The sequence below is a fragment of the Kytococcus sp. Marseille-QA3725 genome (assembly GCF_054950055.1).
On the sequence record NZ_JBUCLA010000002.1, the window covers coordinates 350629 to 366631 of the forward strand.

Here is a 16003-nt window from a genome sequence, read left to right on the forward strand (position 1 = left end):
CCCCGGCGGGAGCGGCGTTATCGTTGCCCTCTGCAAGGGCGCTCCGCGCCGCCCACCATCCCGTACCCCCACCAAGGGAAGCCCTCTGTGAGTACCGTCGCCCCGGAGCTGAGACCGGCGTCCCGCAACACCGGTCGTCGGCCGTCCTCGTTCCGTCCGGACGTGGAGGGGCTGCGGGCCATCGCCGTGCTGTCGGTGATGGCGTACCACGCCGGGCTGCCGCTGATCACCGGCGGTTTCGCGGGCGTCGACGTGTTCTTCGTGCTCTCGGGCTTCCTCATCACCGCGCAGCTGCTCAAGGAGGTCGCCCGCACCGGCACCGTGGACCTGCCGGCCTTCTACGGGCGCCGCTTCAAGCGCCTGCTGCCCGCGGCCACCATGGTGCTGGTCGTCACCGGGGCGCTCTCCTGGATCTTCCTGCCGGTCACCCGCTTCCGGGAGATCGCCTGGGACATCCTCACCTCGGCGCTCTACGTCGTGAACTGGCGACTGGCCGACCGGTCGGTGGACTACCTCGCCGAGGACTCGCTGCCCTCCCCGGTGCAGCACTACTGGTCCCTGGCCGTGGAGGAGCAGTTCTACGTCGTCTGGCCGCTGGTGCTGCTGGTCATCGGGGTCATCGTCACCAGGATGCGCACCCCGCTGGCGCCGACGGCCACCCTCGGGCTGCTCGCCATCGCCGTGCCCTCCCTGGCCTGGTCCGTCATCCACACGGCCGACAGCGCGGCGACCGCCTACTTCGTCACCACCACCCGCCTCTGGGAGCTCGCCATCGGCGGACTCGTCGCCTGCGGCGTCAGCGTCTGGTCGCGGCTGCCCCGGTGGCTCGGCTCGACCCTCGTGCTGGTGGGACTGATCGCGCTGACCGCCAGCTTCTTCGTGGTCTCCTCGTCCACCCCCTGGCCGGGCGTGGCGGCCCTGCTGCCCACGGTCGCCACCGCGGTCGTCCTCGTCGGCGGGGCGACGGCCCGCGACCCGCTGGTGAAGGTGCTCGGCTCGCCGCCGATGCTGTGGGTCGGCGCCCTGAGCTACTCGCTCTACCTCTGGCACTGGCCGCTGGTCACCATCGTCGACCAGGGCGTGTTCGACGAGGAGGCCCCGCTGTGGGCCACCGTGGCCGCGGTGCTGGCGGCCTTCCCGCTGGCCTGGATCGGCAACCGCCTCATCGAGAACCCGGTCCGCTTCGCCCCCACCTTCAAGCGCACCCGCAACGCCCTGATGCTGGGTGGCAGCCTGACCGCCCTCGGTGCGGTCGCGGCCGTCGTCCTCATGCAGCTGGTCCCGAAGGTGGAGGTCGGTGACGCGAACCCGGAGACCGCCACCGAGCGCGTCGGGGCCGAGGCCCTGCTGCCGGAGGGGATGGACCCCGAGAAGGTGCCCGCCGACGTGGAGCCCGTCGTCTCCGAGGGGGCGATCCCCTCCCAGCCGGACTCGATCGCGCCCGACCCGCTGAAGGCCACCGAGGACTACCCGCCCACCTACGACCAGGGGTGCGTCACCAGCACGAACGGCACGGACGTGAAGTCCTGCACCTTCGGTGAGAAGGGTGCCGACAGGACGATCGTCATGGCCGGTGACTCCAAGATCGACCAGTGGGTCCCGCTGGTGGACGCCTGGGCGAAGGAGAACGGCTACGAGGTGACCACCTACCTCAAGTCGGCCTGCTCCTGGAACGGCCAGCTGATGGACCCCAGCGACGCGCGCTGGAAGGGCTGCCACCAGTGGGGCGAGAAGGTGAACCAGAAGATCACCAAGGACCGACCGGACGTGCTCCTGACGAGCTCGCTGGTGGCCGGCGCCGGGGACTCCGGCGTCTCCAAGGTGGTCAAGGGCTACGAGGAGTACTGGACCCCACTGACCGAGAAGGGCACCGCGGTGGTCGCCATCGCGGACACCGCCGGTCCGGTGGACGGCCCCGTCTACGAGTGCGTCGCCGAGCACCTGCGCGACGTGACCGCCTGCGAGTACCCCGACGACGGGGGCCGCGGCACCGAGGCGCTGGAGCAGGCGACCGAGAAGGTCGACGGTGCCCGGTTCATGGACCTGAACGACTTCATCTGCCCGGAGGACGTGTGCCGCCCGGTGATCGGCGGGGTGCTGACGCACCGCCAGGGCAGCCACATCAGCAACACGTACACCAAGACGCTCGGGCCGATCTTCGACGCCCGCCTGGAGCACGCCCTGGAGGCCTCCCCGTGAGCCCTGCATCCCTCGCCGCCCCCGCGCCGAGCACCCACGACACGGAGCAGCGGATCCTCTGGTGCGCCGCCAGCCGGGGGCAGGTGCGCGCCGGGCTGCCGGTGATCCAGCACCTGCTGCGCCTGGGCCACCGCATCACGCTGGTCACCCCCGAGGACGCCTGGGAGGGGACCCTCGAGGAGGCCGCCGGCGACGACGACGCGACGGCTCGCGTCCAGGAGCTCGGCGAGGGTGGGCTCCGCGTCGTCCACCCCCACGCGGAGCCCGCGGTCGACGCCCGGGCCCTGCTGCACTCCCTGCACACCGACGCCGAGCCCGACTTCACCGACGACCTGCTGGGCGACCCGCGCTTCCCGGTGCTCGCCCGCGGTGCGCTCGTGCTCTGGCCCGGGACCACGCACCGGGTGCGCCTGGACGAGGCCGAGGTCCTCACCGGTGACGCCGCCCGCGAGGCCACCCGGGAGCTGCTCACCGATGCCGTGGCCGCCGGTGACCTGTCCCCCCGGCAGGTGCTCCAGCTGGCCCGCGAGGTACCCGATGCGGTGACCTCGCGGCAGCGGGTCGACGCCTCGACGACCCTGCTGCGGCAGGGGCAGTGGACCGGTGGGACCGGCCGGCTCCAGCGGCAGCTGCGGGCCCTGGCCGCACCGGACCTGGACGGGGACGACTTCACCGCGCTGGTCGGGCTGACCTTCCACCGCTCGCTGCACGCGGACGCGACGAGCTCCCCGCTGGTGGACAACCCCGGCGCCTGGCTCTCCCCGCTCCGCTCCACCGCGCGGTGGAAGGAGCTGACCACCGAGCACCGGCGCACCGCGGTCACCCCCCGGCCCGCGGCCGGCACGTCGCCGCGCGTGCTCCTGCTGCCGGGCACCTACGGGCGCTTCGAGCAGCCCGTGGTGCAGGCGCTGCAGGACGCCGGGTGCACGGTCGACCTGCTCGACCTCACCGAGGTCGCCCCGCAGCTCACCAGCCGGCTGGTGCGCGCCGAGAGCATGGAGGCCGTGCGCCGGCTCGTCACGGACGGGGAGCACGGACTGCCGGCGGACGTGGTCGACCGCATCCGCCGGGCAGACGTGCTGTGGGCCGAGTGGGCCGACCTGCCGGCCGTGTGGCTCAGCCACCTCGCCGGGGAGCACCAGCGGCTCGTGCTGCGCGTGCACAGCCTCGACGCGCTCGACCCGTGGCTGCACCTCGTGCGCTGGGCCTCCGTCGACGCCCTCGTGGCCGTCGGTGCGCCGGTGGCCCGTGTCGCGCTCGGTGTGCTGGGGGCACGGACCGACCTGCCCCCGGTGCACGTCATCGGGCACGTGGTCGACGACCGGTGGACCGCCGTCCCGACCACCGAGGACTCCCACCGTCGCCTGGTGATGGTGAAGTGGGGGCGCCGCGTCAAGGACCCGCTCCGTGCGCTGGAGCTGCTGGCCCGGCTGCGCGAGCACGACCCCGCGTGGCGGCTGCGCCTCATCGGCGAGCACGTCTCCGAGGCCGGCGAGGCCGGCGACTACGCCCAGAAGTTCGCCACCCGTGCGGCGGCAGAGGACGTGCGCGGCGCCATCGAGTACGTCCCCCAGACCGATGACGTCGCGGCCCACCTGTCGGGCTGCGGCTTCGTGCTGAGCACCAGCCGCCGCGAGTCCTTCCACCTCGGGCTCGTCGAGGCCGCTGCCTCCGGGTGCGTGCCCGTGGTGCGTGACTGGCCCGTCTTCGCCCGTCGCGGCGGTGCTCGTGACGTGGTGCCCACCGACTGGGTGGTCGACGGCGTCGACGGGGCCGTCGAGCGTGTTCTTGCTCACTCCGACCGTGCCACCTGGGAGGCCGAGTCCGCCGCCACACAGCGGCGTGTGCGTGACCACTTCCCTGCCGACGAGACACGCCGCCGCCTTGCCGCCGTGGCCCTGGACCATGAGGATCCCCTCCGATGAGTGCCGTCCCCCCTGCCCCGCCCGCCCCCGGAGCCAGCCACCACCGGCCCAAGTCCTTCCGACCCGACGTCGAGGGACTGCGGGCCATCGCCGTGCTGTCGGTGCTGGCGTACCACGCCGGTCTGCCCGTCATCACCGGTGGATTCGCCGGTGTGGACGTGTTCTTCGTGCTGTCGGGCTTCCTCATCACCGGGCAGCTGCTCAAGGAGGTGGGGCGCACCGGCACGGTCGACCTGCCGGCCTTCTACGGACGCCGCTTCAAGCGCCTGCTCCCCGCCGCGACCATGGTGCTGCTGTTCACCGCCATCGGCACCTGGCTGCTGCTCCCGCTGACGCGCTTCAAGGACGTCGCGTGGGACATCGCCTACTCGGCGGTCTACCTCATCAACTGGCGGCTGGCCGACCAGTCGGTCGACTACCTCGCCGAGGACACCGAACCCTCTCCGCTGCAGCACTTCTGGTCGCTGGCCGTGGAGGAGCAGTTCTACGTCGTCTGGCCGCTGGTGCTGCTGCTCGTCGGGCTGGTGGTCACCAGGGCGCGCACCCCGCTGGCGCCCACGGCCACCGTCGGGCTGCTCGCCATCGCCGTGCCGTCGCTGGTGTGGTCGATCGTGCACACCGTCGACAGCCCCTCGACGGCGTACTTCGTCACCACCACCCGTCTGTGGGAGCTCGCCATCGGCGGACTCGTCGCCTGCGGTGCCACCGTGTGGGCGCGGCTGTCGCCCCGGGTCAGCGTGCTGCTCGTCGCCGCCGGCCTGGTGATGCTGGCGGTCGCCTTCCTGCTGTTCAGCAGCTCCACCCCGTGGCCGGGCAGCGCTGCCCTGGTTCCGACCGTCGGCACCGCCCTGGCCCTGGTGGGTGGCTACACCGCCGGGGGACCGCTGCTCAAGGCGCTGGGGTCGGCCCCGATGCTGTGGGTCGGTGGGCTGAGCTACTCGCTGTACCTGTGGCACTGGCCGCTGGTGATCTTCACGCAGCAGGGCATCTACGACGGGGAGAAGGCCCCGCTGTGGGCCACCGTCGCGGCGGTCCTGCTGGCCTTCCCACTGGCCTGGGCCGGCAACCGCCTCATCGAGAATCCGGTCCGCTTCGCGCCGCCGTTCAAGCGCACCCGCAACGCGCTGCTGCTGGGCGGCTCGCTCACCCTGACCGGTGCCCTCGTGGCCGGCACCCTGCTGGCCGTGACGCCCGGCAAGGGGACCGACGACGACGCCGCCGGTGCGGAGGTGCTCATGCCCGCCCAGGAGGGTGAGCCCGGACGGGCCGGTGACGGCGTCCGGGGTGTCAACGACGTGCTGCCCGCCACGACGGACGGGGTCGAGTTCCCCGACAGCCCGCCCACCATCACCCCCGACCCGCTCAAGGCCACCGAGGACGTGCCGCCCCAGTACGAGGACGGCTGCCAGGTGGAGCAGGACGCGAGCACGCCGCACGAGTGCCTGCTGGGTGACACCGAGGCCGACCGGGACATCGCCCTGGTGGGTGACTCCAAGGCCTTCCAGTGGGCCCCCGCGATGGACCGGTGGGCGAAGGACCGTGGCTACCGGATCCGCTCCAACACCAAGTCCGCGTGCAGCTTCTCGGCCACGCTGCAGCTGAACGACGACAAGCCGTACCCCGAGTGCCAGAAGTGGGGCGACCAGGTCGCGAAGTCACTGCAGGAGGACCCGCCCGAGGTGCTGGTCATCTCCGGTCTGCGGAAGAACGCCCTCGTGAAGGAGGGTGGCACCGAGGCCACCCGCGAGGCCCTGGTCGAGGGGTACCTGGAGAACCTGAAGCCGCTGGCCGACAAGGGCACCACCATCGTCGCCATCGCGGACACGCCGCAGCCCGGCAACAAGGTGTACGAGTGCGTGGCCGAGAACCCGGAGAACGTCTCGAAGTGCGACTTCTCCGCCCGTGAGGGTGTCGGCACGCCGGCCCTCGAGGAGACGGTCGAGCAGCTGGACGGCTCGCTCATCGACTTCAACGACTACCTCTGCCCGGACGGTTCCTGCCGTGCCGTGAACGGTGGGGTGCTCACCTACCGGCAGGGCAGCCACGTGACGACCACCTGGGTCAACTCCCTGCAGCCGGTGCTCAACGCCCGCCTCGACGCGGCCATCGAGCGCGGCGAGCGGGACCAGTCCGGGGGCAGCGCCGCAGCCGAGGACCGGGCCGAGGAGAAGGACCAGCCGGTCGAGGGCGTTCGCGACGTCAACGAGGTGCGCGGGGCCGAGGTCGACCCCGCCGGCTACCCGGACGCCCCGAAGAGCATCACCCCCGATCCGTCGGAGGCCACCACGGACGTGCCCCCGCAGCGCGTCGCCGGCTGTCATGTCGGCCTGACGTCCGCCGAGCCGCGCGAGTGCCGGCTGGGCGACCCGGAGGGTCGGAGGACGGTGGCCGTGGTGGGCGACTCCAAGGCCCTCCAGTGGCTGCCCGGCATCGACGCGTGGGCGAAGGACCACGGGTACAGCGTGCGGTCCAACACCAAGTCGGCCTGCGCGTTCTCGGCCGCCACCCAGGCCCCCGACGGCACGCCGTACACGGACTGCACGACGTGGGGCGCCGAGGTCGCGGCCTCTCTGCAGGACGACCCGCCGGACGCGTTGGTGGTCTCCGGTCTGCGCTCCGAGGCGCTGGTGGAGGAGGGCGGCACCAAGACCTCCCGCCAGGCCATGGTGGACGGCTACCTGGAGTACCTGGAGCCACTGGCCGAGCAGGGCACGACCATCGTCGCCCTCGCCGACACCCCGCAGCCCGGCCGCACGGTCCACGAGTGCGTGGCGGCGCACCGCTCCCACGTCTCGACCTGCGACTTCCCAGAGAAGCCCGGCGTGGGTACCCCTGTGCTCGAGGAGGTCATGGCGGAGCTCGACGGCTCACTCGTCGACCTGAACGACCACCTCTGCCCCGAGGGCACCTGCCGCGCCGTCAACGACGGTGTGCTCACCTACCGCCAGGGCAGCCACGTGACGAACACCTGGGTGACGACCATGCAGCCGGTGCTGGGAGACCGCCTGGATGCGGCGCTCGAGTGGAGCAGCAAGGCCTGATGCGGCGAGCCCGCTGACGGGGCCGCGCTGGGTCACTGCCACACAAGCGGGTCCACCGTTCTCACCGCCGTTGATGGCTCGCGCGTGCCACTGGCGTTTGGTCTTGCGGGCATGCCCCCGTCGGGAGAGGCACTGCAGGTTCTCCGGGGTCGCCCGTCCACCGGCCTCGAACGGGACGACGTGGTCGATCTCGCACGACTCTGCCGGTGTGCTGGATCCGGGGTCGCGGGCGATCCCGTCCCCGGCGCGGACGAACCGGGCCACCGACGCACTGGGTCGATACGTGTACGGCGACACCGACACGGCATGCCCCGTGAGCGGGTCGGCCACCAACCGCCGCCACACCGAACCCTCACCAGGATCCCCGGTCTGACCGTCCACGCCCCGGGACTACCCGTCAGTGCCACCGTCCTGATCGAGGAGGACGCGTCCAACCCGACGACCACCGTGCACCTAGCCGGTAGCAACACCGGCTCACCAGGAACCGGCAACGGGAACCAGTCAGCCGCCACCGTCCCGCAACTGGTGCACACCGGCGGCGCCACCGCCCCCCGACGACGCACCGTCGATCGCCTGACCGGAGCAACCCCCGGGCACCCCATGCGATGTCACAGAATCCGTGACACCCACCCGTGGCCCGCCCCGCGGGAGCCTCCACCCCCACCGTGGCCCGACCGGTGGGGGTGGTGCGGGGCGCGGGGAACTGGCCCACCAGGAGCAGGTCCAGGTGCACATCCGACCCCAACTGGGCCAACGACCGGTGGTCCCCGGCAGCCTTCACCCGACGCGCCACCGCACCGATCCGCCCCCACGCCGCAGACACCCGCGTGACCTCACCCGTGACCATCAACGACCCGGTCCCATCCCCACCAGCCCATGCGCCCGGTTCACCGACTCCCCCGTCGCGCTCACGAACTCATCCACCGTCGCCGCCGCCACATCCGCCACACCCGCAGACCCCGGCACCCCCGCAGCACCCGCAACACCCTCAGAGCCGGCCAGCGCCCCAACCGGCGCGCCGCCCTGACCACCAGAACCACCACCCCCAACAACCCACCTGTGGAACAACACCCATGATCCCCACCTAGGTGTCCACACCCTGTGGACAAAGCCTGCGAGCTCCTCACACGGCACTCAGAGCGAACAGACGTCCCGCAGCAGAGGCACCGGCCCCCCGCCCCGCCTCACCCCACCCAGGGAGCGCGCTGCGCGCCGGGCACGACGGGCCGTGCCGGGTCCCGGACCACCCAGGCCGGCTCGACCCCGAACGCCTCACGCAGCTGCCCGGGCACGACGGTGAGGTCCGTGACGCTGGCCGCACCGTTGTCGTCCGTCAGGCGGTCGGCATCGACCCACACCGCCCCCGCGCGCACCTTGCCGGCCTCGCGCCCGGCCAGACCCACGTCCAGCACCACCAGGTTCTCCGCGAAGGTCAGCTCGTTGACCGACACGTAGACCAGCCCCTCGGCGACGATCAGGTCCGCGACCTCCGGCGACAGCTCGGGCCGCAGCTCCGACAGCGGCAACGGCCGCTCCTGGTGCCAGAGCACCGGCCGGATACCGGCCGCCAGGAACTCCCGCAGCTGCTCCACCCGCTCGGGCTGGCTGAAGTCGCCCCGCAGCACCCAGGGGTGCGTGACCTCGTCACCGCTGCCCGGGAAGCTCTCCCCGTCCCCGGACGGCAGGTTGCGGCACCATGCCCGCGGCACGGGGAAGGGCAGGGTGGTCGACCGGTCGATGCCGGACGCCCCGGCCAGCTGCCGCGAGCGCGGCCCCCGCCCGCCGCCGGAGCGCTTGATCGCCCGGTGCCACGCCGCATACACGCCGCGGTAGAGCAGACGGTCGGGGTTGTTGCGGTTCCACATGAAGTCACCGCGCGACAGGCTGCCCATGCTCAGCCGGATGACGGCCAGGTAGTCGTCGATGTCCCGCACCGGCCGCCCGAGCGCGTCGAGACGGAAGTGGTACTCCGAGTCCGCCCCCTTGCGCACCGCCTGGAAGCCACCGATCTCCTCCAGCACCGAGCGCCGCACCATGAGGCTGGACGCGTTGCGCCGGTCCGGCGGGTAGCCCAGCCACTGGTGGGTCAGGTCGTCCTTCACCCGGATCGCCTGCGAGCGGTTCGCCGGCGCCTGCGGGTGCGCCTCGAGGTCCCGCACGTGCCGCTCGATCCGCTCGGGGTGCGACCAGTCGTCGGCGTCCTGCACGGTCACGTACTCGCCCCGGCTGATGGAGATGCCGTGGTTGCGCGCCACGTACGACCCGCCGTTGGCGGGCATGCGGACCACGGTGATCCGCTCGTCCATGCGCCCCACCCGCTCGAAGACGGCGTCGAAGTCCGGCCCGGACGCGTCGTCCAGCACCAGGATCTCCAACCGCTGCCAGGTCTGGGCGACGATGCTGCGCACCGAGGTGACCAGACCCTCCTCGTCGGGCTGCCAGCAGGGCATGAGCACCGTCACCAGCGGACCGTCCTCGACCCGGCGCGGCGTCTCGGCCTCCATCCGGTCGTACGGGGTGCTCCCCTCGGCCGTCAGGGTCACCGGCGTGCAGCGGCTCTGGGTGAAGCGGGTGTTCAGCGACTCCAGCCACGCGGCCTCGGCCCGGGAGCCCGACCGCGACGAGCCCCCCGCCAGAACCTCCTCGCGGGCGAGGTCGGTCCGGACGCCCTGCACCACCTGCTTGCGCGCCCCCGGCATGTCCACCCACCGCCGAGCGAGCTCCGGCCGGTCGGACAGCAGGGCCTGCTGCAGCGGGATGGCGCGCAGCTTCACCGGCAGCGCCTCGGGCCCGTGCACCTCGAGCAGCGCCTCGAACAGCCGCAGCCCGCGGGCGGTCGACTCCTCGTCGACGGCCCGCCCGGACCAGAACGCCGCCACGCAGGACACCTGGTGCAGGGCGCGCTCCCGGCCGATGTCCCCACCGGTCACCGGGGCCCCGGGCGCCGCGACGGTGGGGGCCAGCACCTCGGTGTGGTTCCCTGCGCGCTCCACGTGCTCGGCGAGCTCCGTCATCGACATCCGGGCTCCCGTCGCGACCCGGGCCAGCGCCTCCACGAGCACCGGGGCGTCGGTCCGCAGCGCGGTGTTCAGCAGCGCCAGCGGCGGCTCGTCGGCGGTGGCCAGCAGGGCGTGGGCCCAGTCACCCGCGCCCCGGTGGGCCGACGCGACGGCGAGGTCGGCCGCCGATGCGGCTGCGGGACGCACGGTGGGCGTGGATGCCACGGGGGAACCTTCCGATACCGGGGGCCGTCGGGACGGCTGCGGACTGGCCCACCGACGCATCGGGCGACACCCCGGCCGGACCGGGACGATCGTACGTGGCGCGCTGCCATACTCTCGGGTGACGTCGCCGCCGGAACCGAGACCCCGGGGGCACAGACAGCTGCAGCACCTCATGCACCACGTGTGCCGGAACGGGAGCCCATGAAGTCCACGAAGATGATGGCCGCCATCGGTGGCGCCCTCCTGCTGGTGCTCGTCGCCACCGTGAGCGCGGCGTTCGGCCTCTACTGGCTCACCGCCGCCGCGCTCGGGCTGATCCTCACCGCGCAGCTGGTGGTGTCGATGGACACCAACCGCCGCGTCCGCTACCTGCCGCGACGCGTGAAGTCGCTGCTCCAGACCATCAAGGTCGAGGCCGCCCCGGCCCGCACCGGCAAGGCGACCGCCCGCTCCGCGCAGGGCAAGCCGGGCGCGTCGGCACCCGCGCGTCCGGCGGCCGCCCCGCAGCAGGACGTCACCGGCGCCGTGCGCCTCATCCAGGCGCAGTACCTCGGTCGCCTCGACCGTGCCCAGTCGGCCCTGGAGTCCGCGGCCGAGGACCTGCGCTCCGCCCGCGATGACCGCTGAGGGCACCCCTGCGGTGCCGCCGGTGGTGCACCTGCCGGTCGTCACCACCGACGCCCGGGTGGCCGCCGACCACGCCGGTCACGCCCGACGCCACCCCGACCGGCTGGTCGCCACCCTGCTGCGCACCAAGTCCGTCGCCGGTCGCGCGGTGCTCGCCCTGCTGGCCGGGGGGCCGGACACGACGCCCGACCAGCTGGAGGAGCTCGGCCGCCGCGTCGATGCGGGGGAGTTACCCGGGCGCGCCGCCGACGCCGACGGGCTGTCCGCCCCCGATGCGGCGCTGCTGACCCAGTACGCACGCGTCGTGGCCCTGCAGCTGGGCACGCCCGAGGACGTCTCGGCAGCCCTGGGCCTCTTCCAGCTCGCCGACGCGCTGAGCGGGGGGAAGCACCCCGGCGGTCCGGCCGCGGACCTGTGGGCCCAGCTGCTGGTGGTGCGCCAGGCCCCCGGCGATGCCGAGCGCGCCCGCGCCGTGCTCGACCGCGGCCGCGGCAACGCCGAGCCCACCGAGCTGTCGGCCATCGACCTGCTGAACCCCTGGCGCACCGCCTCCACGAACGCGGACGCGAGCGCCCCGGCCACCCCGGACCCGGCGGCGCACGAGCGCTGGTGGGACACCTTCTCCGGCCGCCTCGGGGCCGGCCTGGGCGCCACCGTCCGGCTGGCGGAGGTCGACGACCTCTTCGACCGCGACTGGCTGGCCCGCCACGGTCTCGACGCGGACTCGCTGCTGCGCACGCCCTTCGACCGCCTGCTGGGCGAGGGCGGCACCCCGGTGGACCACCCCTACCGCGTGACCGTGATCATGAGCGCCTTCAACCCCGGGCCGGAGGTGCTCCTGGCCGCCCGCTCGCTGGTGGGCCAGACCTGGCAGAACTGGGAGCTCCTGGTCGTCGACGACGCCTCGCCGCACCCGACGCCGGGCGTGCTGGAGGCGATCGAGGACCTCGACCCCCGCATCCAGGTGATCCGCAAGGCCGTCAACGGGGGTACCTACCGCTGCCGCAACACGGCGATCCGCCGTGCCACCGGCGACGCCATCGTCGTGCTCGACAGCGACGACTGGGCCCACCCCGAGCTCCTCGAGGCCGGCGTGCGCCCGCTGCTGACGCCCGAGGACCCCGCCGAGGCCCCGGCCGTCGCCACACGGCAGCGCGCCCTGCGCATCGGGGACGACCTGCGCATCACCCGCCCCGGGTACCCGGGCACGATCTCCTGCGCTCCCTCGCTCATGGTGCCGATGGTGCCCGGCGTCGCCCGGATCGGCTTCTTCGACCCGGTCCGCAAGGCCGCCGACACCGAGTACACCCGCCGCCTGGAGGCGGCCACCGGCGAGGAGGTGCTGCAGACCGAGCACGTGCTGGTGCTCATGCGCACCGACGCCGCCTCGCTCTCGGCCAGCGACTTCACCCGCGGTTGGCGCCACTCCTCCCGCCACGAGTACAAGAACGCGTACGCGGGCTGGCACGAGCGCATCGCCGAGGGGGCCGACCCGTGGCTGGAGCCGGAGGGGCCGCCGCAGATCGCCGGTCCGCACCGGTGGAGCTCGCTGGTGAAGGTGCCGGACGCCCCGCGCCCGCACGTGGACGTCGTCTTAGCCGGGGACTGGCGCCGCTACGGCGGCCCGCAGCGGTCGATGATGGAGGAGATCCACAGCCTCCTGGCCGCCGGCCACTCGGTGGGCGTCATGCACCTGGAGGCACTGCGCTTCATGCGCTCCACCGACGACCCGCTGTGCGAGCCGCTGCAGGAGCTGCTGGACGCCCGCACGGTCCGGCTGGTGCACCTGGACGACGCCGTCGACGTCGACCTGCTGATGCTGCGCTACCCGCCGATCCTGCAGTACCCGCCGGTGCCGCCGACCGACCGCGACGGGCTACCGGCCGCGGTGCGCCCGAGCCACCTGGTGATCGTGGCCAACCAGGCACCGGCCGAGCGCGACGGCTCCGACCAGCGCTACAGCGTCACCACGGTGGAGGACCACGCCCGCGAGCTCTTCGGGGTGGACCCGCTGTGGTCGCCGCAGGGCCCGAGCATCCGCCGCATCCTGAGCTCGCAGACCGAGGCGCTCACCGACTGGGACGACCCCGGTCTGGTGGACGTCGCCACCTGGCCCACCCGGGACCCCGACGCGCCGCTGCCCGAGGTCCCCGTGGTGGGGCGCTACTCCCGCGACGACCGGATCAAGTTCCCGACCACCTGGGAGACGCTGGCGACGGCCTACGACCTCGGCCCCGACGTGCGGGTGCGCATGATGGGCGCCCCGCGCACCGTGAAGCGGCTGCGCTCCGAGGCCCGCGCCGACGGGCGCCCGGTCGAGAAGCCGACCACGCCTTGGGAACTGCTGCCCCACGGGGCGATGCCGGTGGAGGACTTCCTGGCCGGGATCGACGTCTTCGTCTACGCGGACAACCCGGACGCCCACGAGGCCTTCGGCCGCACGCTGCTGGAGGCGGCCGCGAGCGGCGTCCCGGTGGTGGCCATCCCGAAGCACCGCGACACCTTCGGCGACCTGCTGCTGTACGCCGAGCCGGAGGAGATCCCCGCGGTGGTGCGCGGTCTGCTCGCCGACCCGACGGCCTACCGCGAGCGGGTGGAGCACCAGCTGCGGGCCGTGGCCGAGCGCTACTCGCGGGAGTCCTTCACCCAGCACGTGGAGACCCTGGTCGGCGAGGCCACCGCCGAACCCGCCCCGCCCGGGGGCGAGGCGTCCACCGACGAGCTGCCCGAGGACGGGCCGGTCACCCTGGAGGTCACCCCGTCCACCAACCCCCGTCGCCCGCTGACGGTGACGCTCACCGGCGCCGGCACCACCGAGGTCCAGCTGGTGCCGCTGCGCCGCCCGGCCGACGGCGAGCACGCGGACGCCCTGGCCGTGGTGGGTCGGCCGACCACGGTCCGCACGGCCCTGGACCGGTACGCCCGCGCGCTCGCGACCGACGGCTCCGAGCGCGCGGCCCTGGAGGCCGTCCACGCCACCCCCGGCGTCCGCGGCGTCGTCCTGCTGCGCGACGGCGAGTGCGCCGCCCTGGTGCCGGAGGGCACCCGGTCGGCCGTCGAGGGCACGACCGTGCACCTGGACCTCCCGGCCGGCCCGCTGGACCACGGCCTGGTCTGGCGCACCACCCGCCCCACCCCGCAGCGCGTCTCCGTGCGCCCCGCACCCAGGGCGGCGTCGTGACGCCGAGGGTCCTCATGATGTCGAGCAACGGCGCAGGGATGGGGCACCTCACCCGGCTGCTGGCCTACGCCCGCCACCTGCCTGACGCGCTGCCCGGGGTCGAGGTCTCGTTCCTCTCCCTGTCCACCGCGGCCCCGATGGTGCGGACGCTGGGGTACGACACCGAGTACCTGCCCAGCAGCGGCGCCACCGGCATGCGCTCGGCGGAGTGGCGGCGCTTCTTCGCCCACCGCCTGCACGACGTGCTCGAGCGGGTGCGCCCGGACGTGGTCGTCTTCGACGGCACCCACCCCTACCGCGGCATCGACCGGGCCGTCGAGGAGTTCCCCGGGACGCGGTGGATCTGGTCGCGACGGGGCATGTGGCGCCCCGGGCGCAACCGGGACCAGCTGGACAAGAGCGACTGGTTCGCCCGCGTCATCGAGCCCGGGGACCTCTCCGCCGCGGCCGATGCCGGGGCCACCGTGGGCGTCGAGGACCCTCGCCTGCACCACGTCGGCCCGGTGACGCTGGTGGACCGGGGCGACCTGCTGGACGCCGCGGCCGCCCGCCGCCACCTCGGCCTGCCCGCCGAGGGCCCGCTGGCGCTCCTCTCCCTGGGGGCGGGCAACATCAACGACACCTCCGACGCGGTGGGCGCCGCGGGGACCGCGCTGCGGGAGCAGGGGATCGGCGTGTGCGTCACCCAGCCGGCCATCGCCCGGCGGGCCGTCGACGACGCCGACGTGCACGTCGTGCGGGACTTCCCGATCGCCCGCTGCTTCGCCGCCTTCGACCTCGCCTTCGTCGCCGGCGGCTACAACAGCTTCCACGAGTCGCTGCGGCTGGGACTGCCCAGCGCCTTCGTGCCGAACACCGACACCAGCCTGGACGACCAGGCCCGGCGCACCGACCACGCAGGCCGGCAGGGCTGGGCCGTCGACCTGCCACAGGTCACGCCCGCCGGTGCCACCGAGGCCGTGCGGCGCCTGGTCCGGGAGGGGGCCGCGATGGCCGAGCGCGCCCGAGCGGCCGACCCGGGCAACGGGGCCGCCGCGGCCGCCGCCGTCATCGCCGAGGTCGTGCAGGAGGTGCGCCATGGCTGACCGTCTCGCCGCGATCGCCCGGCAGGGCGCCGGCCTGGTCCGCAGACAGCCGGTGCTGCAGCGGGCCGTCCACACGGTGCTCGACCTGGTGCGCTCGCAGCCCGTGCTCGTCGACGCGCTGAGCCGCGTGGCCGCCCTGGAGGGCGAGGAGCGGATCCTCCCGCTGGCCACCGCACCCGAGGCGGTCGCGGAGCGCGCCCGCCGCCACCCCGAGGACCCGGGGCCAGAGCGCTGGCCGGTGGTCGGCGTCGAGACCCACCACCTGGGTGACGCCGAGGAGCAGGCGCTGGCCGCCGTCGCGCGCCAGCAGCTCCAGGAGCCGTGGTTCCGCCCCGTCCTGCTGACCAGCGAGTCCGCCGTGGCCGCCGCCCGGGCGACCGGCTGCCCGTTCGACCTCGTGCCCGCCCACGACACGAGCACGCGGCTCCTCGGGCAGCGCGTCGCCGACCTCGTGACGGGCTTCGGTGCCACGCTGGTGCTCCGTGCCGGGCCCGACGGCCTGTCGCCCGAGCACCTCACCGCACTGCGCGTGGTGGCCGACCGGCAGCGGGCCCACCGGGCCGCCCGCAGTGCACCGCGCCGCGCCGGCTCCGGCCCGCGGACCCCGGGCACCGGGCAGGTGGGTCGGCATGATCACATGGTCGACCACCCGGAGAAGCGTTCTCCCCGCCCTCTGCGCGGGTAACATGACGACGACGAGTGTGGCCTGCCACCTGCGCAG

Annotated in this window: 8 protein-coding genes and 1 pseudogene; 7 read left to right on the forward strand and 2 right to left on the reverse strand. The window is 73.7% G+C overall.

Going from position 1 to position 16003, the window contains the following annotated elements:
• The first annotated feature begins 87 nt into the window (after positions 1-87).
• The 3 genes from ACY8FT_RS09780 to ACY8FT_RS09790 are packed head-to-tail and all read left to right on the forward strand — an operon-like array spanning position 88 to position 7165.
• Positions 88-2199 (forward strand): acyltransferase family protein, encoded by a 2112-nt coding sequence (locus tag ACY8FT_RS09780; protein ID WP_462418710.1) that lies wholly within the window; start codon positions 88-90, stop codon positions 2197-2199.
• Positions 2196-4124 carry a glycosyltransferase gene (locus ACY8FT_RS09785; RefSeq protein ID WP_462418711.1) on the forward strand — a complete coding sequence of 643 codons (1929 nt, stop codon included), beginning with the start codon at positions 2196-2198 and terminating at the stop codon, positions 4122-4124. Before ACY8FT_RS09780 ends, ACY8FT_RS09785 begins: the two co-directional genes overlap by 4 nt.
• The gene (locus tag ACY8FT_RS09790) at positions 4121-7165 is read left to right on the forward strand and encodes an acyltransferase family protein (protein WP_462418712.1); all 3045 of its coding nucleotides are present in this window, start codon (positions 4121-4123) and stop codon (positions 7163-7165) included. Before ACY8FT_RS09785 ends, ACY8FT_RS09790 begins: the two co-directional genes overlap by 4 nt.
• 144 nt (positions 7166-7309) lie before the next feature.
• Here the strand turns inward: ACY8FT_RS09790 and ACY8FT_RS09795 are convergent.
• A pseudogene (locus tag ACY8FT_RS09795) lies at positions 7310-7546 on the reverse strand (HNH endonuclease signature motif containing protein); the annotation flags it as partial.
• A gap of 803 nt (positions 7547-8349) precedes the next feature.
• Complete coding sequence (locus ACY8FT_RS09800; protein ID WP_462418713.1) at positions 8350-10389, reverse strand: glycosyltransferase family 2 protein; 2040 nt, start codon at positions 10387-10389, stop codon at positions 8350-8352.
• A 201-nt stretch (positions 10390-10590) separates the two neighbouring features.
• Here ACY8FT_RS09800 and ACY8FT_RS09805 point away from each other — a divergent pair, with 201 nt between their 5' ends.
• The 4 genes from ACY8FT_RS09805 to ACY8FT_RS09820 are packed head-to-tail and all read left to right on the forward strand — an operon-like array spanning position 10591 to position 15967.
• Positions 10591-11016, forward strand: a complete 426-nt coding sequence (locus ACY8FT_RS09805; protein ID WP_462418714.1) for a hypothetical protein — start codon at positions 10591-10593, stop codon at positions 11014-11016.
• Positions 11006-14197, forward strand: a complete 3192-nt coding sequence (locus ACY8FT_RS09810) for a glycosyltransferase (RefSeq protein ID WP_462418715.1) — start codon at positions 11006-11008, stop codon at positions 14195-14197. Before ACY8FT_RS09805 ends, ACY8FT_RS09810 begins: the two co-directional genes overlap by 11 nt.
• A complete protein-coding gene (locus tag ACY8FT_RS09815; protein WP_462418716.1) occupies positions 14194-15282 on the forward strand; it encodes a UDP-N-acetylglucosamine--LPS N-acetylglucosamine transferase in 1089 nt (362 codons plus the stop codon). Before ACY8FT_RS09810 ends, ACY8FT_RS09815 begins: the two co-directional genes overlap by 4 nt.
• Positions 15275-15967 (forward strand): hypothetical protein, encoded by a 693-nt coding sequence (locus tag ACY8FT_RS09820; protein ID WP_462418717.1) that lies wholly within the window; start codon positions 15275-15277, stop codon positions 15965-15967. The genes ACY8FT_RS09815 and ACY8FT_RS09820 overlap by 8 nt, the downstream gene beginning before the upstream one ends.
• Positions 15968-16003: the final 36 nt, after the last annotated feature.

Excerpts from the sequence above, each read along its gene's own strand:
- ACY8FT_RS09810 (WP_462418715.1), top strand. The coding sequence starts at position 11,006 with ATGACCGCTGAGGGCACCCCTGCGGTGCCGCCGGTGGTGCACCTGCCG.
- ACY8FT_RS09805 (WP_462418714.1), top strand. The coding sequence starts at position 10,591 with ATGAAGTCCACGAAGATGATGGCCGCCATCGGTGGCGCCCTCCTGCTG.
- ACY8FT_RS09790 (WP_462418712.1), top strand. The coding sequence starts at position 4,121 with ATGAGTGCCGTCCCCCCTGCCCCGCCCGCCCCCGGAGCCAGCCACCAC.
- ACY8FT_RS09820 (WP_462418717.1), top strand. The coding sequence starts at position 15,275 with ATGGCTGACCGTCTCGCCGCGATCGCCCGGCAGGGCGCCGGCCTGGTC.